Below are 21,066 nucleotides of genomic sequence, written 5' to 3' on the forward strand. Positions count from 1 at the left end.
CCTCATTATGTATTTTTGAAGAAAACGCCATTAAAAGGAGAAGCATCCGAGGAGGTAAATGAGGAACATTGGAAGGAAATGGAATACATGATGTCAGATTTTGGTTTAAATGTGATTTGGTTTAATAACTTTGATGATTTACCAAAAATTCTAAATTATATATCTGGCATTACGAATGATAAGCCTAAATTATAAATGATTTTTTATTTAAAAATAATTTCAATGTCCAATATTGTTGAATTTATCTTTTTAGTAAAATAAATTGTAAACATTCAATTAAAAATGATTCAATTATATAATAACGAATGTATTGTATGTCTAGATTTTCTGAAAAAAACAAGATGTTGGGGTATATAATGTATATGTAGATTTTCGACAAATAAAAGATTTAAAACTTTTTATTCAATCAAATGAACACAATCAGAACTTTGGTGAAATAAATACATCGAAACACAATTAAAATGCACAGATGGCCAATTGTGCTTCATCAAATTTGGCACAAAAGTTGAGCTTTTCTGATGGACCGGTTTAGTTTATCCAGGTGGAAAATGACAAATCCATCACCGGAACGTAGGTAATCTATGTAAGCTGTCAGGACAATCACGCTTGGACTCCTTTCCGGAGATTTTGTGCGTAAAGATTCTGACGCACCCGGCATTGTTCAGTACATTTTCCTGAGAAGAGTAGTTCTAATCTATCGTATTCACTCTAGTATATCCTATTTACAATAGGGAAGAAAAAGGCTCAATGCCTCAAATAAAGAAACATTGAGTCTTTTTTCTGAATTATGATGAAAATTTGATGAATTATAAATCATTCATTCCCTATTGTTTAACAACAATATTCATCATTTCATCAAATCATCGGAACTTTTTAAGAAATTCTTTTGTAATGGTATAGTAGCGGCCAGTTTTCTTTTCTTCTCGATACGGAGGGTCTGGAGGGAAGTTTTTTATAAAGGTTGAATAAGCAAGAGAATTGTCAGTAGGTGTAAGTTTCCAGTTCCTTTTTAAAATGTTTCGAATCTGATAGGTTTCAACCTTGATATTACTAAGTAATAATAACTGCTGAATGTCATTAATACAGAAAGTCAATTTATCCTGGCTCATGGTATCCATGATATTTATGCAGATTTCAGCGAGATCTATTTCTGTATGATTCCTGCTACAATTGATAATTCTGTCGAGAGCTGGCGTATGTATCTGTTGTGGATTGAACCACATTCTACTTTCTTTGTCCGTAGTAAGTTGACGGTGTTGAAGAAAGTAAAGGAATGCTGGAATTTCCGTGATTAGTTTTTGAAGAAAACTCGTATCGTCATTTTTGAGAGGATTAATTTTTCGCACCCAATAACGTGTTTCTCCCGGTTCTATAAGAACAGGAGTATCTTCATTATTGGAACACATGATGAATTTACCAAAAAATTGCACTTCACAGCGGTCTTTACCCTTTGCTTCAATCTTGTATACACTTGCTGTACTTAGATTCTTTAATCGTTCAGAATCCTCTCTACGGTTAAGCAACACTTCGTCAACTCCAATGAGTAATTTGCCGGCCCAATCAGCATTGAACTGGCTACGAAAATCTTCGTTGGTGTTAAATGTGACATTATCCTGAAAGATTGCTTTCAGAAAATTCAGGAAAGTACTTTTACCGGTATTTCTTTCCTGAGAAACCAAAAGTAGAATTGGTAGTTTCTGTACTGGATTGAGATAAAGAAGCTGAAAGTAATCCATACCTAACTCATAATGTTCCCCGAAAATATGAAGAATAAGTTCTTGTATATGTGGAAACTTCCCTTTTTGTGGGGTATGAGTAATCGGCTCATACAGATTAAGGAACGAGCCAATATTCCTCTTATAATCTACGTGACTTGGTACCGTGCAGAAACCATCGTATTTAGGAACACTTGCTATGAAGTCTTTCCCATGATCATAACGTAAAGTCCCCATACTCCAAGGGACTCTACGCTTGGCAAATGTACCATTAATAAGAGGTTGAAAAACTATTTTATAGAGTGTGGTACCAACTCTTACGTATTCATCTGTCATTTCAATTTTTCCCATATCTAAAATTCCTCCCATCCTGATTTTGGTTTATGTTTTACTCCTTTTTGTATCTCTTTGTATAGGCTCTCTTTGTCAATCGGTTTTTTCCTGCTTTTTTCCATCCACTCCATAAGTTCGGTACGTTTGAATTTAAGCATTTTCCCAGGTTGATAATAGGGAATTTTATTTGCCTGAACAAGAGCATAAACCGTTGGCTTAGCCAGACTGAGTATCTCACAAGCCTCGTTAATACCAATCATTTCTTCTTTTGCTGCTGTCTGTCTCTTTAATAACTGCTTCATCTCATTAATAGAAATCGTCAGTTCTTCCACCTTCTCCAATAGAAAAGCTGTGGCTTGAGGTAATTCCTCGAAATTTAATTTCATCTTCATCATTTTAAATTGATTTTCAGCAAAGAAAGATGGTGTATTATTGGTTAACTGGTGGATTATAAGTTAACCAATGGATAGTAATGTTTTTTCTTTGTTAATCTTTTGAAAAGGGAAGAGACTGTGCAACGAGCGGTGTTCCGATAGGAATAATTTTTATCGTAAACCGTCCTTCATTACAGGTGAGTTTGCTGGAAATGGTCAGTATCTCTGTATCTTCAAGCATGAGCTGAAAACTTTTTTTGATGAAATGTGCTATTTGCATGTTTGAGCATCCTAACCGCTTTCCGATATTTCTAGCTAAATGGTATAAATCTTTTGATGTAACTCCATTCAAACGACGTAATACAGCTGTCTTTATTTCTGTTTTATTGTTTAAGGCCATAATATTTTCTTTCATGACACTCATTTCATTGCTTGTCAGTATATCTTTGAAAGTAGCTTCAAAATAAGACATGACTTCTTTTATTGTATCATCTTTTTCTTTTTTGATACGTTCTCTATCCAATCTTACTTCTTCTTCATGAGAGTACAATATAGAATTTTCTGTCTTTTCTTTATTGTCATCAATGGTTTTATGAAATAGGTTCATCGATAGTCTACCATTCCTTTTCGTATTTCCCTGTATTTTGTTAATCCTTTTACTTCTTTGATCTTGTAATACATCAATAAAATTACATATTGTAGGTACAATATATTTACAGTAAGCTGTTTCAACCATAAATATGATTGTTATAAAAAGTAGGGTAGTGAAAAGTGAGTATAATACAAGATCCAGACTATGTGGAGAGTTTCCTTTCAATATCAGATATCTGGGAATTGAGGTAATTGAACATATTGCAGTTACATATATTACAGCAAAATGGAATAAATTTAATCTTTTCATAATTAGTGATTTTTTGTTATTGATTTTGATGCAAATATATTTTTGAAGTATCAGAAATTAAAGGAAAAGATTACAAAATGTCTGGTTTTTAATATAATATAAGTATCATACTTCATGAAATCGCCAATCATACTTATAAAAAAGCGAACAAAGAAAATTTACATTTTTAACCGTATTTTGTATTGCTACATAAATCAAAAAGCCGTTGGGAAACTTCGATTTTCCCAACGGCTATACATATAAAAACTTTTGATCACTGTTGCATGTTTATTTCAGATATGCAATTTTATTGCATATTACTTTAGTGATATCTTATCGACAGTTTCTCTTTTCTTTTCACTTACTAATTCAGCATAGATTTGTGTTGTTGCAACATTCTTATGAGTAAGCATTTTTGACACTGTGAAGATATCCGTACCGGCTGCGATCTGTAGTGTAGCGTACGTGTGCCTAAAGCAGTGGAATGTTATATGTTTTTGAATACCAGCTTTCTTTATCCATGCTTTAAGAGGATATCCAGTCATGCAACGTCGCAGTTCTTTGAACACTTTACCTGTGCCCGGTTCCCCACAAAGTGCATATGCTTCATAACTGATAGGTAGTAAGGCTTCTGTCTGTGTCTTTTGCGTTCGAAGACGAATACAATGTCCCAGATCGGGGGCTGTGCATAAGTTTTCCCACTTGAGATTCAATATATCACTGATGCGTAATCCGGTAAGACATGAGAAAAGGGATGCATTTCTTAATACAGGTATATCGCATGGAGTTGAAGCCAGAGTCTTTAATTCATCTTGTGTTAAAAACTCTTTATGAATATCCCTACTTTCTATCTTTTCAAGAAAATCATTGGGATTTTCACGTAAATATTTATCTCTATATGCAAGTTTCAAAACTCCTCTGAATAATGAGAAATAACTGGCAGCTGAATTACGGGAAACCATTTTATCAGTATGCTTTAGTTGCCTTGCATGGAGAAGATAGTCTCGGAAGCGGTTACATAGGTCAACAGTGATTTCTCCAAACATACATTTGCCATTGACAAATTTCTCAAAGTGCAGATAAACGATATGCCATTTATGATCTTTCTTACGACATACTTCTTTGAAATATGCCATAAAATCGGCTCTCATTTTGTGTCTGTCCATAAATCCAAATTCTTCATTGATTACAGCCTCTTGTCGGCGGCATCTGATAAGTTCGGCTTTAGCTAGGATTTCATTATTGTAATCTAGCTCAATTGCATTCTTTGGGGTTGCATAAATGTAAAATCCTAAATATTCACGTCTGCTCAGTTTCATTGTTTTAGGATTACGTACAGCAGGGTAGTAGTCCAAATAAAGAGAGATTCGTCCGTTTCTTATAGGGCGTTGTCTTAATGTTACAGTAGTACATGTTTGTTGTCTCATAATATATAATGTATTAAAATTTATATTCAGGTTTAATTCTTATTGTAGTGATAGCAAAATAAACAAGTGTATTTCTGGTGGTGTGGTTATCTTAAAGTTAACCACAGGATAACCAGTAAATAACATTAAATCGAAGGTGGAGCAAGCAGATCATCAAGCTCTTTGCGCGATATCTTGATATATTTTCCCTCCTGCACTTTACTGATATGATGCCATTTTACATAGTGATACAATTGGTCACGTGTGAGGTTGTATTTTTCCATAGCTTCGGCTGTCGTATAATATTCTGGTTCAGCCTTAGCAAGACCTTTGGCAATATCTACATGCTTTTTTGAATAGAATACCTGTCGCTTGATTTTTTTCTTAGGAATAGCAAATCGTGAAACAAAAGAATATATTGCACTTGTTGTCATTCTAAACTTTTCCGTTAGATCTTCTACAGAATACCATTCCGTAATGTTGGAGTCCGCTGCTTTAGATGCAAAATATTTATCAAAATGCTTGGCACTCCAGTATGTTTTTCCTCTCTTGAAAACTTTGGGTATATTTTGTTCTTTCCCTACTTTAAATATCCACGATTCGTTTACTCCATATTTACTTGCAACTTCAGCGGTAGTATAAAAATCAGTAATAGGAGTGTGAGAGATTCTATTTCGTTTTACATAAGGGGTAGAACTCATCATTGAGTCTATGTCAGACTTATGTATAATGGTAAGTCTTGTACTCAATTTTATTGCCTTCAGTTGTCCACTATAAATATAATTATATACTGCTCTTGATGTGATTCCTAGAAGTATTCCAACTTCTTTTATTGAAAGATATTCTTTTTGATTAATTACACTAAAGGTATGTTCTTGAGATACTGTTAGATTTTCTGATTCTGCCTTTTTAACAGTATTGACTCTCTGTCTCATTTTATACGCCCTATCATTACATGATTTTGAACAAAAGCGTGTAGATGTTTTCAAGGCATAAAATTCTTGTCCGCAGTATTCGCAGATTTTCTTAATTCTAATTTTGCTTGCTGCCATTTTACATTCATTTTTTATGTTAAACACTATATTTATTACTCCAATTATGGACGCAAATAGTTGTATCATATTGAACTATATTGTACCATATTGAAATCTCTCTACTACCTTGCAAATCGCAAAATACCCAAATCAGCCCATGCGGTACAAAATCGACACAAAAAATGAATGAAAAACCATTAGAAACCATTATTATATGGTAGATGGCAAAAAGAAAAGGCGCTCAAAATGAACGCCTTACTAATTAAATATGATAGATGTTTATGGTTTGTAATACTACCTTATTTTCCGATGCAAAAATGCTTAAAAATATTCCCCAGCACATCGTCTGTTGTAACTTCTCCTATGATATCATTCAGGTGGAAGATACATTCACGGAGATCTTGAGATATGAAGTCCCCGGAAAGGTTTGCCGACAGACCGTCTTGTACGCGGCGTATTGCTTTAAGGGCGTGGGCGAGAGCTTCGTAGTGGCGGATATTCGTTACGATAATGTCGCCCTGTCGGATGTCTGGCAGGTGGACGAGGTCGACAAGCAGCGATTGCAGGCGGTCGATATGGAGCCTCTGTCTGGCAGAAATCGCAATCATGTGCCAGTTGCTGCCGGAAGCTGTATCGATGAAGTCAGGCAGACGGTCGGGCAAACACCCTGCTGCATCGCATTTGTTCATGGCGAGAACAACCTGCTTGTGTGCAAGATGCGGGCGCACTTTTTCGTAAAAAGTGCGGAAGTCGTTGAGAGAACGTGTAAGATCGTACATCAGAATGACGATCTGTGCCTGATCCAGCGCTTTGAAGCTCCGTTCGATGCCCATGGCTTCAATCGTGTCGCTCGTTTGACGGATGCCCGCAGTGTCGATGCAACGGAAAGTGATGCCGCGGATGTTCATCGTGTCTTCTATCACATCACGGGTGGTGCCGTGAATGTCACTTACGATGGCACGGTCTTCACCCACCAGCGCATTGAGGAGGGTTGACTTGCCGGCATTGGTTTCTCCGATAATGGCAACAGGAACGCCATTCTTGATGGCGTTGCCCGTGCTGAACGAATCGGCCAGCCTGCTTATGAGATGTTCTATCCGGGCGGCAAGCGACTGCAGTTCCGAGCGGTCGGCAAATTCCAGTTCCTCGTGGTCGCTGAAGTCCAGTTCAAGCTCCATGAGCGAAGTCAGGTGGAGCAGCTGGTTGCGGAGGTTCGCCAGCTCACGGCTGAATCCCCCGCGCATTTGGTTCATGGCAAGACGGTGGGTAGCTTCAGAGGTTGAGGCGATAAGGTCGGCTACGGCCTCTGCCTGGCTCAGGTCCATCTTGCCGTTCAGAAAAGCACGTTGGGTATATTCGCCCGGACCGGCAGCGCGGCAGCCATGGTCGATGAGCAGTTGCATCACTTTTTGGAGAATATAAGAAGAACCATGACAGGATATTTCAGTAGAATCTTCTCCCGTGTATGAATGAGGGGCGCGGAAAAGGCTTACCAGCACTTCGTCGATAATTTCTCCCCGGCTGTCTTTGATGTGGCCGAAAGTCAGTGTATAAGGCTTGCGTTCTGCCAGCGGTACAGACGAACCGGCAGGAGTGAAAATGCGGTCGGTTATAAGGATGGCTTCCGGTCCTGACACACGGATCGTTCCTATGGCACCTCCCTGTGCAGTTGCTATGGCGCAGATGGTATCTTGTATATTCATTCTTCAGTTGCAGATAATTGGCTTTATGGGACGGGGAAAGTCATAGCCGGACCTTCCGTCCCTTATTTGATAATTAATACAGTTCGCTGACCAGCAGGCGGACGGTTTCTTCGAGGTATTTCTTGTCCGTTTCGTCGAAGTCATCCAAGCGGTCTGAATCGATGTCGAGCACACCCTTTACTTCTCCGTTTGCGATGAGCGGCACCACAATCTCCGAGCGGGAGAGGGAGCTGCAGGCGATGTGGCCGGGAAACTGGTCTACGTCGGGCACTACGACAGTGCGGCCTTCCGCCCATGCCGTTCCGCATACGCCTCGCCCTTTGCGGATGCTGTAGCAGGCCACGCTTCCCTGGAAGGGTCCGAGTATAAGCGCATTGTTTTGCACCAGGTAAAAGCCGACCCAGAAAAATCCGAAAGCTTCCTTGAGAGCGGCAGAAGCGTTGGCAAGCACGCTTACCTCGTGCGGCTCGTCTTTGATAAGAGAGGCGAATTGCTCAAGAAAAACCTTATATCGTTCCGTTTTGTCTGTGATGTTATTCTGCTTGAAACTTGCTTCCATTTTGCAGTTGTCTTATGTTAGATTAAATTCGGTTGAGTACAAGCTGGATCAGATCGTCGATGTGCGTCTTGTAGCCCGTATCAGCTTCTTTCTTTACGCGGTTGGCGATGACCATGCATACCGTGGTAGCTTTGTGCCCGAGCAGGCGCGCCAGTCCCGCCAGTGCAGAGCTTTCCATCTCGTAGTTGGTGATGTGCTTGCCCTGGTATTCGAAGCTTTCAATCTTTTCGTTCTGGTGCGGATCGGCAAGGGGGATGCGCAGCCGTCTTCCTTGGGGGCCGAAAAAGCCTCCGCAGGCCACGGTGATGCCCCGCACCAGGTCTTTTTCCGCGATGCGTTCCGTCAGTTCTTTGTCGGCATGCGCGGCGTAAAGGGCAGGAGAGCAGAGGTTGCCGCTCCATCCCAGATGGTTGAGCAGGGCACGCTCAAGAGGCAGGTCGCATACGGCGTTGCGTCCTTCGTAAAAGTTGAGCAGCCCGTCCAATCCGATGGAAGTTTCCGAGCAGATGAAAGTGCCTGCGGGCGTATAGTGCTGCAGCCCTCCGCAGGTGCCGATGCGCACCAGCTCCAGTTGCTGGAACGTATCTTTCTCCTTGCGCGTCAGGAAGTCGATGTTTGCCAATGCATCCAGTTCGTTCATTACGATGTCGATGTTGTCACAGCCGATTCCGGTTGACATTGCCGTAATCCGTTTGCCCTGGTATGTGCCGGTGACCGTATGGAATTCGCGGCTCTGGATGTCACACTCTTTCGATTCAAAATGCGACGCAACCAGGTCCACACGTCCGGGATCGCCTACGAGAATCACCTTGGAAGCAAGCTGGTCGGGGCGTACATGCAAGTGGAATATGGATCCGTCTTCATTGATTATCAGTTCAGAAGGAGGAAAGTATGTTTTTGTGTTCATAAGTTGTAGTTTTTATTTCAGACCGCACAGCGTGCCCGCATGAGCTTCTGTGCAGTCTGCTGTGGTTATAATTATTTTCCTATCGGGTCGTTGTTTGCCGGATGCGAGTCGGGGCGGGCTATGCTGTTGCGCATTTCGGTGTCCGCCTGTATGTTCTTCATCCGGTAGTAGTCCATGATGCCGAGGTTTCCGCTGCGGAATGCGTCGGCCATTGCTTTGGGCACTTCGGCTTCCGCCTGTATGACGTTGGCCCGCGCTTCTTCTGCCTTGGCTTTCATTTCCTGTTCCAGAGCCACGGCCATGGCGCGGCGCTCTTCGGCTTTTGCCTGGGCTATGTTCTTGTCTGCGTTGGCCTGGTCTATCTGGAGGGATGCTCCGATGTTGCGACCTATGTCGATGTCGGCGATGTCGATGGAGAGAATCTCGAAAGCTGTGCCGGCGTCAAGGCCTTTGCGGAGCACAAGCTTTGAGATGGAGTCCGGGTTTTCGAGCACCGACTTGTGGTTTTCGGATGAGCCGATCGACGAAACGATGCCTTCGCCTACACGCGCCAGAACGGTGTCTTCGCCGGCTCCTCCCACAAGCTGGCGGATGTTGGCGCGAACCGTCACGCGGGCTTTGGCTATCAGCTGGATTCCGTCTTTTGCCACGGCTGTCACCGGAGGGGTGTCAATCACTTTCGGGTTGACCGACATTTGGACGGCTTCGAATACGTCGCGTCCCGCAAGGTCGATTCCTGTAGCCATCTGGAAGGAAAGCTCGATATTGGCTTTCGATGCGGAAACCAGGGCGTGGACGACTTTCTCCACGTGTCCGCCTGCCATGTAGTGGGCTTCAAGTTCGTCGCGGGTGATGTTGCTCAGCCCTGCCTTGTGCGCTTCGATCATGGCCGGCACGATGGTGTGCGGCGGCACGTTGCGGATGCGCATCAGGAAAAGCTGTATGAGCGAGATGCTTACGCCCGACACTTTGGCGGAGAGCCAGAGGAAGAAGGGAACATAATGGAAAAAGATTGCCAGCAGGATAATGGCTCCTACGGCCATGACGGCAAGTGGCAGAATACCGGAACTGAACATAAGATTGGTTGTTTTAAAGGTTATTGAATAAGGTCTTGAAAAAGCGTGCTTTTACGCCTGAAGGCGTTTCACATAAACGGTGCCGTTGTCAATGCGTACAATTTCGATTTGGGATTTCTCGTCAATGAACCCGTCGGCCGACTGCACTTCGATAATCTTTCCGTTGAAGTCGGCGTTTCCGATGAGCGTGAGCCTTGTCACGGAAACCCCCGTGTCGCCCGGTTTCAGGTCGAGTCCCTTCAGCGGTTCGGGCTTGAAGTTGAGCGTCTTCTTCAATGCCAGCCTGTCGACCGTCTTGGAGCGCATGAACCAGGCGGTTACCATGGCGACACCTGCGGCGGAAGCTCCGACCGTGATCCATCCTGCCATAAAGCCCACATTGGCAAAGGCATAATAGATTGCAAAGAGAATGCAGCATGCTGCACTCAGTCCGGCTACGCTGATGCCTGGAATGAGAAACACTTCGATGGCAAACAGGATGAGTCCGCCTGCAATCAGTGCGATGATGATTAATGTAGACATGGCAGATAGGTTTTTAAAGATGTTTTATTGCTTTGATTTCCGTGTTCCGGACTTCAACGGTCAGGCTGCTGATTTCTTTCTGCAGCTCGTTCACTCTCTTTTCTTTGTCGAGGATGCCCGGAGCCATCCGCTGCCTGTCGGCGGGATTGACGGCCTGGGTATAACTGTAGCGTGCATCTTCGAGCGATTTCTTCAGAGCGGCCAGATCTTTCTGCTTTTGCTGCAGTTGGGTGAAGAGTTTCAGAGCCTGTGCAGACCGGAAGTCGCCCAGCTTGCGGTAGACGGAATTGTCGTTGACAACAAACTCAAAGTCGCCTTCATGCTGCTTCTGTTCGTTGCCGTAGGTGGCCTGCGCCAGACGCTGTTTTCCGTTGCGGAGCTGTTCGGCGTTTCCCCACGTGCTTCTGATGCTGCTCATCCGGGCAAGGTCTCTCAGCTTGTCGGGGTCGGTGGCTTCGTAGTCGTAGACAATCTTCGACGTGTTCGGGACGAACACATAAACGCACGCTTTTCCTTCCGGCTGATAGCGGTCGGAAGCGAACCATCCCAGCTGGTTGAAGTCGTCGATGACATAGAGATAGTCGTTGAACGGCGAGTTGAACGGGAAGCCCACGTTGTCAGGCTTCAGATACGTTCCGTCTTCCGTATCGTATCTGGTTATGAATATGTCGTATCCCCCCATGCTTTCTTTTCCCTCCGAGGCGAAGTAGAGCGTGATTCCGTCCGAATTCAAGAACGGATAGTTCTGGCTGCATTCCGCTTCGTTCACGCCGTCCAGCGGCTGGGGCGAGCTCCAGGATTCTCCCAGTTTGGTGCGCGTGTAGAGATGGGTCTTTCCCGCCGCGTCGGTTTGCGGCAGAATCATCTTGTCGCCCCATTCGTCGGCGTAATATGTTCCCTGCATATCATCCAGCGCGCCGACCGTTCCGGCCGCTTCGCTGAGCTTGTAGGCTTTGAGCAGTTCGTTCTTGTCTACGACAAAACTGTCTATTACGGTCACGTTTTCCACCCCGCGTATCATTCTGGCTCCCATGCGGTATTTTTCCATCAGCTCATCGGTGAAGGAAGTGTCGCGCTTCTTGCGTTCCAGCCAGTAGATGTGTTCTTCCAGGTTCTCGATGGCTTCGTCAAACCGGTAGAGATCGTAGCAGGCCTTGCTCAGATAGAGGTATCCGTCGATGTATTTGCGTTCGGCGCTTTTCTCCAGATAGGGGACGGATTTTTGCAGTTCGCCGGTTTCGTAGCAGCAGGCGCCATACCAGAAGTTGTAGCTTGCGTTCGACGGCGCTTGTCTGACCAGCCGCTCGAACACCGGTTTCGCTTTTCCGAATTCTCCCTCGGCAAACCATTTCTTGGCTTGTGCGAGTGTCTGTGCAAAGACTCCTCCTCCGCAGCAGAGGGCCAGAATCAGCATGTTATATCTTTTTATCATCATATTCTGCCGTTTTTCAGTTTTTATGATTCAAATATACAATCTTTCTTTGGAATGACGGCTTTTTCTGTATTCTATTTTCCGAAATTTTTCATGAAATGATTCTTTTGATGTATTTTTGCGCCGGTTTTGCCGGAGTGTGGATTTGGACGGTCTGGTTCAGAATGATGCCGCCGGAAAAATGACGGCTTGTCTTGATGAAGATAACGGCTCATTCGGATTGAGATGACGGCTTATTTTAATTAAGATAACGGGTCATTTTTTGGAGGGGGACGGAACGCCACGCGACGGACTTTTTTTTGATTGGAGCAAATGAAGAAGAATACGGAAGAGATGAGGCTTTTGAAGCGCGTCCGCACACGCCTGATGAAGGGCATCTGCCAGTACGGACTGATTGAGGATGGCGACAGGATACTGATCGGATTGTCGGGAGGCAAGGACTCGCTGGCTTTGCTGGAGTTGCTGGCAGAGCGTTCGCGCATCTACAAGCCGAAGTTTTCGGTGGTGGCGGCGCATGTGGTCATGAAGAACATCGCCTACGAGTCGGACCTCGGTTACCTGAAGGCGTTTGCAGAGGAGAGGGGAGTGCCTTTCGTCTGCGAGGAAACGTCGTTCGATCCGTCGACCGACAGCCGGAAATCGCCCTGTTTTCTCTGCTCGTGGAACCGCCGCAAGGCTTTGTTCACGCTCGCCAAGGAACACGGGTGCAACAAGATTGCGCTGGGGCATCACATGGATGACATACTGGAAACGCTGCTCATGAACATGACTTTCCAGGGGGCTTTCAGCACGATGCCTCCGCGTCTTGAAATGCGCAAGTTCGATATGACGGTGATCCGTCCGCTGTGTCTGGTACACGAGTCAGACCTGAAGGAGCTGTCGGCGCTGAGAGGCTACAGGAAGCAGATAAAGAACTGTCCGTATGAAAGGGATTCCCACCGTTCGGATATGAAGGAAGTGCTTCGCAGGCTGGAGGAGATGAACCCCGAAGCGCGCTACAGCCTTTGGGGGAGCATGGGAAATGTCCAGGAAGATCTGTTGCCTTGATTCGGAATGTATAATTATTAACTATTCGCTATAATTTATGTGGACGCATGGTATTTATGCTGTAATTTTATTGGTATTCTCGAATATCTTCATGACATTCGCCTGGTACGGGCATCTGAAGATGCGTGAAGAGTTCAGTTGGTTTGCGGCTCTGCCGCTTATCGGAGTCATCGCTTTCAGTTGGGCGATCGCGTTTTTTGAATATTGTCTGCAGGTTCCTGCCAACCGCTTGGGATTCAAAGACAGCGGAGGACCGTTCGACATCATGCAGCTGAAGGTGATTCAGGAAGTGATAACGCTTGCCGTGTTTACGGTGTTCTCGATGATTGCCTTCAAGGTAGAGCTGAAATGGAATCACCTGGCCGCGTTTGTCTGTCTGGTGCTTGCCGTATATTTTGTGTTCAAGAAATAAGCTGTTCAGTCGCTCATTTCGCGCAGCCGCCGGATTTGCCGCTGCACGTCGTACGGGTTGGTGTGCATTTCCTTTCCGCGTTTTTTCTTCTGATGGCTGATGGAATCTTCCGTCTGTTTGCGCCGGATGTATTCATACAGATTGCCTTCACTGCTTTGCGGTGAGGGCTTTTTTTCTTTTTGCTTCTTGTTTCCGTCGGGGCGGGCGGGCATTTTCAGCGTGTCGGCTGGCACAGCCTGTGCAATGCTGTCCGTATCTTTCGTGGAATAGACGGGCAACAAGCGGTAAAAGTTGGGCATTTTCAGGCTGTCTTCTTTTGTAGGCTTGTAGTCCTTGTATGTTTTCCAGGCGTTTGCATGCTTCTTGTTGTGTGCCAGTATGCGTCCGTGAGGACTCAGGGTGCTGTAGAGGAAGGCTATGAAATCCAGCCCTCCGATGACGGCTGATGCTCCGAGCGGACCTCCGGCTCCGCCTGTGGCACGCCGGTACATCGCTCCTGTTGAGGGAGCGATGCTTAGTCCGTATTCGTCGTAGTACGGTGCGTAAGGATTGAGTGTCCATGAAATCTCCAGCTTTTGGGGACGTCCCGCCACGAGTTTGTCATAGATGGGGTCTTCGCCGAACTTTGTCCAGATGGTGTACGGCTCGAAGCGGAACCAGCCGGTCGGTTTCCACAAGATGGAGCTGTCCGTCAGGCTTCTCGGTATGCTTGTGAACTCTTTAAACTTCATCCAGCTTTTTTCCACCGGCGCTTCTTTGGGCGTTTCCTTCCGCTCGGGAGAATTTCCGTTGAAGTCAAACTGGATCATCTTCACCGCATCCATGTTCAGACGTATCTCCTTGTCCTCTTTCTGTTCCTGTGCGGAAAGGGGAAGCAGTTCTGCCAGACAAAACAAGATGGAAATCTGTGTCCGGAAGCGGTGTCTATAGGAGATGGAATGTTTCATCGGCGTTTTTTGTCTACTCTTCCGCCTTGCATCCAGCACTTCTTGTAATAGGGTTCGCTCAGGCTGCTCACGATGACTCCCTGGCTGGAACTGGCATGTATGAATCGTCCTTCCTTCAGGTATATGCCCACATGGTTGGCCTTTCTTTTTCTCTGCCCGTCATGAAAGAACACGAGGTCGCCTTCCTGCAGTCTGTTTCTGGACACCCGCCGGCAGTCTTTTGTGCGCTGGTCTTCCGAGCTTCGGTTAAGCTTCTTGTGATATACTTTTTTGTAGATGGCATAAGTAAGACCCGAGCAGTCCACTCCCCGGATCGAGTTTCCGCCGTATCGGTAGGGCGTGCCTATCCATTTGGCCGATTCGATGTAGAGCGGATGATAATCGTCCATTTCGATGTCCATGTCGAGGCAGATAGCCGCATGTGCAAGCTGGTAATAGTTCAATCGTGGTGCCGTTGTCTTGCAGGAAGACAAAGCCAGCACCACGATTGCAAACAACAGATATTTTGTCAGTGTAGAAAGTCTGTACATACTTCGGAGCATTTTCATTCAGACAAAAGTAGCGAAATTCTGCCTGTGTCACGCTTTCGTTTAGACTATTTTAAAGGAAAATCAGTTTTCTTTCTCCGCTTCGCCGTCTTCTTTCCATTCGAAGTAGCTTTCGAGTTCCTTTTCTGCCTCTCCGCTGTTGTTGGTCAGGTCGCGGATAATGGTGCCGTGTTCAAGCAAAGCGATGCGCGAACTGATTTCAACCGTATGCAGCAAGTTGTGGCTTGAAACCAGTATGGTTGCTCCGGTTGTCTGGTTATACTCTTTGAGCAGGTACTTGAGTGCGGATTGCGAAGTCGGGTCGAGAAAGTTGAACGGTTCGTCGAGGATGAGCAGGGACGGATTGTGAATCAGTGCCCCGATAATGCCCACCTTCTGCTTGTTGCCCGCCGACAGGTTTCGGATGTAAGTCTTCTGTCCTTTTATCTCTCCGTTCATGAAGCGCTCGAACCGGTCGGTGCGTTCCTGAACCGTTGCCTTGTCAAGTCTGTATGCTTTTCCTATGAACTGGAAATATTCGTCAGGCGTGAGATAGTCTATCAGAAAGCTTTCGTCCATATAGGCTCCGGTCGTTTCTTTCCACCGCTCGTTTCGGCTTACATCCTCTCCGTCGATCAGAATGCGTCCGTCATCGGCTTTCAGCAGATCCAGCATCAGCCGGAAAAGCGTGGTCTTTCCGGCTCCGTTGTTGCCTACAAGTCCCAGCATTTCCCCTTCGGGAATCCGGTATTCGGCGATGTCGACGGCAGTTTTTTCGCCGTAGCTTTTTTTCAGTTGTTCTATCTGTATTTTCATGCTTTTTACGTTTATCAGAAGTTATCGTGTATTTCTCAGGCTTTCCATTGTATGGTATCGCCTTTTCATGATCTGCCGGTAGATGGCCTTGAGCCATACAGGCTGCATGATCATTCCGCCAAGGCCGGCAGCAAGACAGATCCGGTTTCCGGCTGCATCGCCCACAACGATTGGCAGTACCTTGGACAGCAGAATAGGAAGGAACAGCGCGACGGCAACGGTCACCGACTGATAGGCTGTGTTCCATTGTCCTTTTCCCCACAGGGAGGCGGTCAGAGGGGCTGTCTTGTCGTTGAATATGGCCAGGCACATCAGCATCGGCAGTGTAATTCCCGCCGTGAAGAAGAGCTGCCCCATGACATAAGCGAACGGCAGGCTGCTCCATATGCAGGAAGGAAGCAGGCAAGCCAGCGGAACTACCAGCAGAAGGCAGTGCATGTAGTATTTTCCCTTCAGCAGGTTGTAGAGCGAGCCTTTCCTTGCCATGATTCCGTCAAGATAGTTTCCCTCATAAGCCATGATGCGGGAAAGAATGGCCACGCCATACGAGCAGAAGCAATACACACAGTAGAAATAGACCATGAACGGGGACTGGGCCTGTTCGTCATCGGATGTCATCCCGAACAGCATGGCGGCGAAAAGCACAATGCATACTGTCAGCGTCTTGAAGTTGGCGCTTGTTGCCTTGTTGCGGGTGATGAGCTTCATCTCCAGCCGCATGAATTCGCCCGTTTCGCCGAACTTGTCCAGCCAGCCGAACTGTCTGACGTGCTTTACGCGCGTATCTTCTTTGCGGGCCAGCTCGTTGTAGATTGCCTTATGCTGGACGGAACTGTTCAGATACCATAGCAGGACGATGGCAGCCAGCACGGACAGGAATGCCAGCGGATTCCATCGGATCATCGCGTCGCCAAGCCACATGCTCGCGCTGCTGACGCCTCCTCCGGTCGCCAGTTCGGCAACCAGCAGTCCTGCGTAGAGCAGGACAGGCAGCAGAATCCAGATGACGTGCGAACGTATCAGCGTGCGTGCCAGCACCGACCAGTAGGCGTTCATCACTGTCAGCAGCCAGATGCCCAGCGCATAGCCGGCCATCCCGGAGATGCCGAAGTATCGGGCGACGGTGAGGAAGCCGAAAGGAACGAACAGGAAGAGCCAGAACAGATTGAAGAGTTTCAGCCCTGTCTGCAGAAGCAGCACGTTCATGATTTTCTGCTTCGGGACAGGGAGGAGCAGATACGGCTTTATTTCCTGAGAGGGCAGGGGAAGCATGAACCGGACGAGGAAGTCGATGAACAGGAAAATGGTCAGTCCGCCGTTCATCATGTCGTATGCTTCGAGATGCCGTACTTCTTTAAACGCAAAGGACAGCGATACCCCGATAAATGCGAGGTATGCTGCCCAGAATGCGACAAACACATAAACCAGCGCCTTGGCATACCGGTTTTTGTCGTAGATCGGACTTCTCCGTTCGGCCAGGCGTTGGTTGTGCCGGATTGTTTTCAGTAACATTTTCCTTTATTTGTTTACGGGAGAACTCATGCTTACTTCAATCTGGTTGTTCTGTCCGAAGAATGCTTTGGCGAAAGCCTTCAGGTCGTTTGCCGTGATGCTCTTCACCGTATCTTCGTAGCCGGTGTTCATGTCCAGATTTTCCCAGTAGTATTCTATGATTCTGTTCACCCAGTAACCGTTTTCCTTCTGGTTCTGCTGGTAGGTCTTCAGCATGTATTCCTTCACCTTGTTCAGGTCGTCTTCCTTCGGACCGTCGGCGATGAAGTCGCTGATGCCTTTTTTGATCAGTCCGACCATTGCTTCGCGTCTTGCAGGATCCGTGTCGAAATAAATCTGGAATCTTCCTTCTTCCTTCGGATATTTTTCGATGCCTCCGTTACAGCTTACTCCGTATGTTCCTCCGGCCTCTTCGCGTACAGTCTGCGTGTAGAGGATGTCCAGCAATTGGGCCATAATGCTCATCATGATGCTGTTCTTCTGCGTATATGCGCACTTGCCGCTGTTGAGGATGATGACGGTTGATTTCGGGGTTTCCAGGTTGCGCACGAAGTCGTTGTTGTAGATGCCCTGGCGGATATCCATCTTGTTGTCGCGGAAACTCTCCTGACGCTTGATGGTAGGCAGTCCGCCAAGATACTGCTCGATGAGCGGGGTTGCCGCGGCGAGGTCGATGTTGCCGACCAGAACGAAGGTGAAGTCGCCCGCTTCGGCAAAACGGTCTTTATAGAGCGACATGACTTTGTTATAGTCAATCTTGTCGAGCATATCAGCCTGCAAGTCGAGCGCACGCGGGTGGTTGTTGTAGAGAGCCACTCTCAATGTATCGCTGAATGCAGCCATCGGGTTGGCCTCCTGGTTGCTCAGAGAAGCTTTCATACGCTGGATGAACGAAGTGTAGGCAGCCTGGTCCATGCGCGGCGCCGTGAAGCGCAGATAGGTAAGCTGGAGCATCGTTTCCAGATCTTTCGGCGAGCAGCTTCCGGAAAGGGTTTCGGTAAGCGTGTTTACCCAGGCATTGGCAGAAGCTACCTTGCCAGCCAGCACCTTGTCGAGGTCAACGCTGCTGAAGTTGCCGAGGCCGCCCACTGATACGATATCGTTCAGCAGGCTGTACTGAAGCACGTCGCTGTCGTTGAACAGGGAGTTTCCGCCCGGGCTGTATGCGCTCATGCGGATTTCGTCGGCCTTGAAGTCTGTCGGCTTCACGATGACGCGCACGCCGTTGCTCAAGGTCAGGACAGTCGATCCGAACTGTCCCGCTTCTGTCTTCACCACCTTGCCAGCCTGCGGTTTCTCTTTCATGAGCGGTTCGTCGGATACTTTGTCGGCATACGGTTCCAACTTTTCGGCGCGCACTTTGTCGATAACGCCTTTCAGTTCGGCCTCAGTCGGATATTTCATGCCCTCTTTTTCGGGGCAGAAGGCGCAGAGCACGATGTTGTTTTCCTTGATGAGCTGCTTCATGAATTCGTTGACTGCCTCAACCGGAATGTTGGGGACAATCTGGTTCATGATGGCATACTCATTCTCGATGCCCGGAATCGGCTCGTTGTCGATGAAGTGTCTGACATATTCCTGTACGTATGTGCCTGTCTTCTGTTTGTCACGCTCGTTGTAGGCTACTTCCAGCATTCTCAGATAGTCGGCCTTGGCGCGTGCATATTCGCTTGCAGTGAACCCGAACTGGCGGACACGTTCGATTTCCTTCATGAGAGCCTCTGTTGAGGTCAGCACCCCGTCTTCTTTGGCTACGGCGAGTCCGATGAATGCGCCTTTCGTCTTGGCCACCAGGAATTCTCCGTCGTATGCCTGCGCTTGCAGGAAGGGCGGGTTTGCCTGCTGTGTCAGTTCGCTCAGGCGGGCGTTCAGCATGCTGGCGATCATATACTTCATGTAGTTCACAACCAGGTAGCTCATGTTGCTCTTCTGGTCGTTCGGGAACGCATCGTGCTTGTGGAACAGATAGATGATGGGAACCACCTGCTCCTTGTCTTTTGCGATGGCCACAATCGGTTCGTCGTTGTCCGACACGGGGAAGTATTCGCGCGTGGCTGCATTGGCTGGCATTTCGATGGAGGAGAAGACGGACTTGATTTTCTGCTCGATCTTGTCCACATCGATATCGCCGACAACGATGATTCCCTGCTGGTCGGGGCGGTACCATTTCTCATAGTAGTCGCGGAGAGCCTGGTAGGGGAAGTTGTCTATCACTTCCATCGTTCCGATAGGCAGGCGGTAGGCATATTTGCTGCCTTTGTAGATCACGGGGAACACCTTTTCGTACATGCGCATCATGGCGCTTGAGCGGGTGCGCCATTCTTCATGGATCACGCCGCGCTCCTTGTCGATTTCTTTCGGGTCGAGGGTGAGGTCGTTGGCCCAGTCGTGCAGGATGAGCAGACAGGAGTCAACGAGGCTTTCGCGGACGGGCACGTTCGTGATGTTGTAGACCGTTTCGTCTACCGACGTGTAGGCGTTGAGGTTTACTCCGAACTTTACGCCGTTCTGTTCAAGATATTCACGGAGCAGATCTCCCGGGAAGTTCGTTGTCCCGTTGAAGCACATGTGTTCCAGAAAATGAGCCAGTCCCCTCTGGTTGTCATCTTCAAGAATAGAGCCCACTTTCTGGGCGATGTAAAAGTCAACCTGGTTTTCCGGCAGTTCGTTGTGGCGGATATAGTAGGTCAGCCCGTTGTCGAGTTTGCCGATGCGCACGTTCGGATCTGTCGGAATCGGAGGCATCTGCTGGGCAAATGCCGCTCCCGCGCTTCCCATAAGGAAGACGGCGATGAGAGTTTTTCTAAAAAAGTTTTTCATATGACAAATGATGGTTAGTTTTCCGTTCTTTGGTTCAGAGCATTCCTTCGGCCGAAAGGTAACGTTCGGCCTCGATGGCGGCCTTGCATCCGCTTCCTGCTGCTGTAACGGCCTGGCGGTAGTGCGGGTCGGCCACGTCGCCGGCTGCAAAAACGCCCGGAACGCCGGTGCGCGGGGTGCCCGGTTCTGTAATGATGTATCCGGTTTCATCAGTCTTTACCCACGGCTTGAAGATGTCCGAATTGGGCTTGTGGCCGATGGCGAGGAAGAATCCGTCGATGGCTACGTCGTAGCGTTCTTCGTCGGGCTGTCCCATGCGTTTCACCACATGCATTCCCTCCACGCCGTTGTCGCCGTAAAGCCCTACGGCATTGTGTTCGAAGAGCACGGTGATGTTCGGATGGTTCATCACCCGTTCCTGCATGATCTTGGACGCGCGCAGATAGGGCTTGCGCACCACCACGTACACCTTGCTGGCAAGTCCGGCCAGATAGACAGCCTCTTCGCAGGCAGTATCCCCTCCGCCCACGACAGCTACCGTCTTTTTGCGGTAGAAGAATCCGTCGCAGGTGGCGCAGGCGCTGACTCCCATGCCGGCGTATTTCTTCTCGTCTTCCAGTCCGAGGTATTTGGCTGTGGCGCCGGTCGAGATGATAACCGTGTCGGCCGTGATTTCTTTTTCCTCATCTATAATAAAGGTATAGGGAGCTTTGCTGAGGTCGGCCTTTGTGACGATTCCTCGCCGGATGTCTGCTCCGAAACGTTCGGCCTGTTTGCGCAGGTCGTCCATCAGCACAGGACCGGTTACACCTTCCGGATAACCCGGGAAATTCTCCACTTCGGTTGTGGTGGTCAGCTGCCCTCCGGGCTGAAGACCTTCGTACATGACGGGAGCGATGTTTGCACGTCCCGCATAGATTGCTGCTGTATATCCGGCAGGTCCCGAACCGATAATCAAGCATTTTACATGTTCTGTTGCCATAATTCGTTTGAATGTTTAATGTTGATGTTCTTTTCCGTATGGAAAATTATGACAAAAATAGG

At 47.3% G+C, this 21,066-nt stretch carries 19 protein-coding genes and 1 pseudogene; 3 read left to right on the forward strand and 17 right to left on the reverse strand.

Features of this window, described 5'->3' with window-relative positions; translation table 11 throughout:
- Positions 1 to 195, forward strand: a pseudogene (locus NW212_RS10875) (hypothetical protein); the annotation flags it as partial.
- 665 nt (positions 196 to 860) lie between these two features.
- Here NW212_RS10875 and NW212_RS10880 read toward each other — a convergent pair.
- The 11 genes from NW212_RS10880 to NW212_RS10930 all read right to left on the reverse strand — a co-directional run bounded on the left by NW212_RS10880 (position 861) and on the right by NW212_RS10930 (position 11,941).
- Complete coding sequence (locus NW212_RS10880) at positions 861 to 2,084, reverse strand: primase-helicase family protein (RefSeq protein WP_258338669.1); 1,224 nt, start codon at positions 2,082 to 2,084, stop codon at positions 861 to 863.
- Positions 2,069 to 2,443 carry a helix-turn-helix domain-containing protein gene (locus tag NW212_RS10885; protein ID WP_012055862.1) on the reverse strand — a complete coding sequence of 125 codons (375 nt, stop codon included), beginning with the start codon at positions 2,441 to 2,443 and terminating at the stop codon, positions 2,069 to 2,071. The genes NW212_RS10880 and NW212_RS10885 overlap by 16 nt, the downstream gene beginning before the upstream one ends.
- 91 nt (positions 2,444 to 2,534) lie before the next feature.
- The gene (locus NW212_RS10890) at positions 2,535 to 3,158 is read right to left on the reverse strand and encodes a mobilization protein (RefSeq protein WP_258338670.1); all 624 of its coding nucleotides are present in this window, start codon (positions 3,156 to 3,158) and stop codon (positions 2,535 to 2,537) included.
- A 461-nt stretch (positions 3,159 to 3,619) separates the two neighbouring features.
- Positions 3,620 to 4,729, reverse strand: coding sequence for a site-specific integrase (locus NW212_RS10895; protein WP_117699877.1), 1,110 nt, complete (start codon positions 4,727 to 4,729; stop codon positions 3,620 to 3,622).
- Positions 4,730 to 4,854: 125 nt separating this feature from the next.
- Positions 4,855 to 5,760, reverse strand: coding sequence for a helix-turn-helix domain-containing protein (locus NW212_RS10900; RefSeq protein WP_258338671.1), 906 nt, complete (start codon positions 5,758 to 5,760; stop codon positions 4,855 to 4,857).
- 281 nt (positions 5,761 to 6,041) lie between these two features.
- Positions 6,042 to 7,445: a tRNA uridine-5-carboxymethylaminomethyl(34) synthesis GTPase MnmE gene (mnmE, locus tag NW212_RS10905; protein WP_258338672.1), complete on the reverse strand. Its 1,404-nt coding sequence runs from the start codon at positions 7,443 to 7,445 to the stop codon at positions 6,042 to 6,044.
- A gap of 73 nt (positions 7,446 to 7,518) precedes the next feature.
- On the reverse strand, positions 7,519 to 8,004 hold the full coding sequence (locus NW212_RS10910; protein WP_258338673.1) for a GAF domain-containing protein: 486 nt from the start codon (positions 8,002 to 8,004) through the stop codon (positions 7,519 to 7,521).
- Between the two features lie 22 nt (positions 8,005 to 8,026).
- Entirely contained in the window at positions 8,027 to 8,911 is an 885-nt protein-coding gene (locus NW212_RS10915; protein WP_258338674.1) for a nucleoside phosphorylase, read from the reverse strand.
- 71 nt (positions 8,912 to 8,982) lie between these two features.
- Positions 8,983 to 9,987: a flotillin-like protein FloA gene (gene floA / locus NW212_RS10920; RefSeq protein WP_258338675.1), complete on the reverse strand. Its 1,005-nt coding sequence runs from the start codon at positions 9,985 to 9,987 to the stop codon at positions 8,983 to 8,985.
- Positions 9,988 to 10,038: 51 nt separating this feature from the next.
- Complete coding sequence (locus NW212_RS10925; protein ID WP_258338676.1) at positions 10,039 to 10,509, reverse strand: NfeD family protein; 471 nt, start codon at positions 10,507 to 10,509, stop codon at positions 10,039 to 10,041.
- A 13-nt stretch (positions 10,510 to 10,522) separates the two neighbouring features.
- On the reverse strand, positions 10,523 to 11,941 hold the full coding sequence (locus NW212_RS10930; protein WP_258338709.1) for a CDC27 family protein: 1,419 nt from the start codon (positions 11,939 to 11,941) through the stop codon (positions 10,523 to 10,525).
- Positions 11,942 to 12,253: 312 nt separating this feature from the next.
- Between NW212_RS10930 and NW212_RS10935 the strand changes: the two genes are divergently transcribed.
- A complete protein-coding gene (locus NW212_RS10935; protein WP_258338677.1) occupies positions 12,254 to 12,988 on the forward strand; it encodes a tRNA 2-thiocytidine biosynthesis TtcA family protein in 735 nt (244 codons plus the stop codon).
- 37 nt (positions 12,989 to 13,025) lie between these two features.
- On the forward strand, positions 13,026 to 13,400 hold the full coding sequence (locus tag NW212_RS10940; RefSeq protein WP_258338678.1) for a DMT family protein: 375 nt from the start codon (positions 13,026 to 13,028) through the stop codon (positions 13,398 to 13,400).
- 5 nt (positions 13,401 to 13,405) lie between these two features.
- On the opposite strand, the gene NW212_RS10945 is transcribed toward NW212_RS10940, so the two are convergent.
- The 6 genes from NW212_RS10945 to trxB form a co-directional block, all read right to left on the reverse strand.
- Positions 13,406 to 14,347, reverse strand: a complete 942-nt coding sequence (locus NW212_RS10945; RefSeq protein WP_258338679.1) for a DUF4858 domain-containing protein — start codon at positions 14,345 to 14,347, stop codon at positions 13,406 to 13,408.
- A complete protein-coding gene (locus NW212_RS10950) occupies positions 14,344 to 14,877 on the reverse strand; it encodes a C40 family peptidase (RefSeq protein ID WP_258338680.1) in 534 nt (177 codons plus the stop codon). The genes NW212_RS10945 and NW212_RS10950 overlap by 4 nt, the downstream gene beginning before the upstream one ends.
- Before the next feature lie 81 nt (positions 14,878 to 14,958).
- Complete coding sequence (locus NW212_RS10955; RefSeq protein ID WP_258338681.1) at positions 14,959 to 15,690, reverse strand: ABC transporter ATP-binding protein; 732 nt, start codon at positions 15,688 to 15,690, stop codon at positions 14,959 to 14,961.
- Between the two features lie 21 nt (positions 15,691 to 15,711).
- Positions 15,712 to 17,202 carry a DUF5687 family protein gene (locus tag NW212_RS10960; protein WP_258338682.1) on the reverse strand — a complete coding sequence of 497 codons (1,491 nt, stop codon included), beginning with the start codon at positions 17,200 to 17,202 and terminating at the stop codon, positions 15,712 to 15,714.
- A 6-nt stretch (positions 17,203 to 17,208) separates the two neighbouring features.
- A complete protein-coding gene (locus tag NW212_RS10965; RefSeq protein WP_258338683.1) occupies positions 17,209 to 20,022 on the reverse strand; it encodes a pitrilysin family protein in 2,814 nt (937 codons plus the stop codon).
- Positions 20,023 to 20,056: 34 nt separating this feature from the next.
- Positions 20,057 to 21,004, reverse strand: a complete 948-nt coding sequence (gene trxB, locus NW212_RS10970) for a thioredoxin-disulfide reductase (RefSeq protein ID WP_258338684.1) — start codon at positions 21,002 to 21,004, stop codon at positions 20,057 to 20,059.
- Positions 21,005 to 21,066: the final 62 nt, after the last annotated feature.

This window comes from Bacteroides sp. ET225, from assembly GCF_024733745.1.
GTDB classification, from domain to species: Bacteria; Bacteroidota; Bacteroidia; order Bacteroidales; family Bacteroidaceae; genus Phocaeicola; species Phocaeicola excrementipullorum.

What these genes read in the sequence shown, in the direction of transcription:
- floA (WP_258338675.1), bottom strand. Translation starts at nt 9,987, where the DNA reads ATGTTCAGTTCCGGTATTCTGCCACTTGCCGTCATGGCCGTAGGAGCC.
- NW212_RS10895 (WP_117699877.1), bottom strand. Translation starts at nt 4,729, where the DNA reads ATGAGACAACAAACATGTACTACTGTAACATTAAGACAACGCCCTATA.
- NW212_RS10955 (WP_258338681.1), bottom strand. Translation starts at nt 15,690, where the DNA reads ATGAAAATACAGATAGAACAACTGAAAAAAAGCTACGGCGAAAAAACT.
- NW212_RS10950 (WP_258338680.1), bottom strand. Translation starts at nt 14,877, where the DNA reads ATGTACAGACTTTCTACACTGACAAAATATCTGTTGTTTGCAATCGTG.
- NW212_RS10900 (WP_258338671.1), bottom strand. Translation starts at nt 5,760, where the DNA reads ATGGCAGCAAGCAAAATTAGAATTAAGAAAATCTGCGAATACTGCGGA.
- NW212_RS10880 (WP_258338669.1), bottom strand. Translation starts at nt 2,084, where the DNA reads ATGGGAGGAATTTTAGATATGGGAAAAATTGAAATGACAGATGAATAC.
- NW212_RS10930 (WP_258338709.1), bottom strand. Translation starts at nt 11,941, where the DNA reads ATGATAAAAAGATATAACATGCTGATTCTGGCCCTCTGCTGCGGAGGA.
- NW212_RS10885 (WP_012055862.1), bottom strand. Translation starts at nt 2,443, where the DNA reads ATGATGAAGATGAAATTAAATTTCGAGGAATTACCTCAAGCCACAGCT.
- NW212_RS10940 (WP_258338678.1), top strand. Translation starts at nt 13,026, where the DNA reads ATGTGGACGCATGGTATTTATGCTGTAATTTTATTGGTATTCTCGAAT.
- NW212_RS10915 (WP_258338674.1), bottom strand. Translation starts at nt 8,911, where the DNA reads ATGAACACAAAAACATACTTTCCTCCTTCTGAACTGATAATCAATGAA.
- NW212_RS10945 (WP_258338679.1), bottom strand. Translation starts at nt 14,347, where the DNA reads ATGAAACATTCCATCTCCTATAGACACCGCTTCCGGACACAGATTTCC.
- mnmE (WP_258338672.1), bottom strand. Translation starts at nt 7,445, where the DNA reads ATGAATATACAAGATACCATCTGCGCCATAGCAACTGCACAGGGAGGT.
- NW212_RS10965 (WP_258338683.1), bottom strand. Translation starts at nt 20,022, where the DNA reads ATGAAAAACTTTTTTAGAAAAACTCTCATCGCCGTCTTCCTTATGGGA.
- NW212_RS10935 (WP_258338677.1), top strand. Translation starts at nt 12,254, where the DNA reads ATGAAGAAGAATACGGAAGAGATGAGGCTTTTGAAGCGCGTCCGCACA.
- trxB (WP_258338684.1), bottom strand. Translation starts at nt 21,004, where the DNA reads ATGGCAACAGAACATGTAAAATGCTTGATTATCGGTTCGGGACCTGCC.
- NW212_RS10910 (WP_258338673.1), bottom strand. Translation starts at nt 8,004, where the DNA reads ATGGAAGCAAGTTTCAAGCAGAATAACATCACAGACAAAACGGAACGA.
- NW212_RS10960 (WP_258338682.1), bottom strand. Translation starts at nt 17,202, where the DNA reads ATGTTACTGAAAACAATCCGGCACAACCAACGCCTGGCCGAACGGAGA.
- NW212_RS10925 (WP_258338676.1), bottom strand. Translation starts at nt 10,509, where the DNA reads ATGTCTACATTAATCATCATCGCACTGATTGCAGGCGGACTCATCCTG.
- NW212_RS10890 (WP_258338670.1), bottom strand. Translation starts at nt 3,158, where the DNA reads ATGGTTGAAACAGCTTACTGTAAATATATTGTACCTACAATATGTAAT.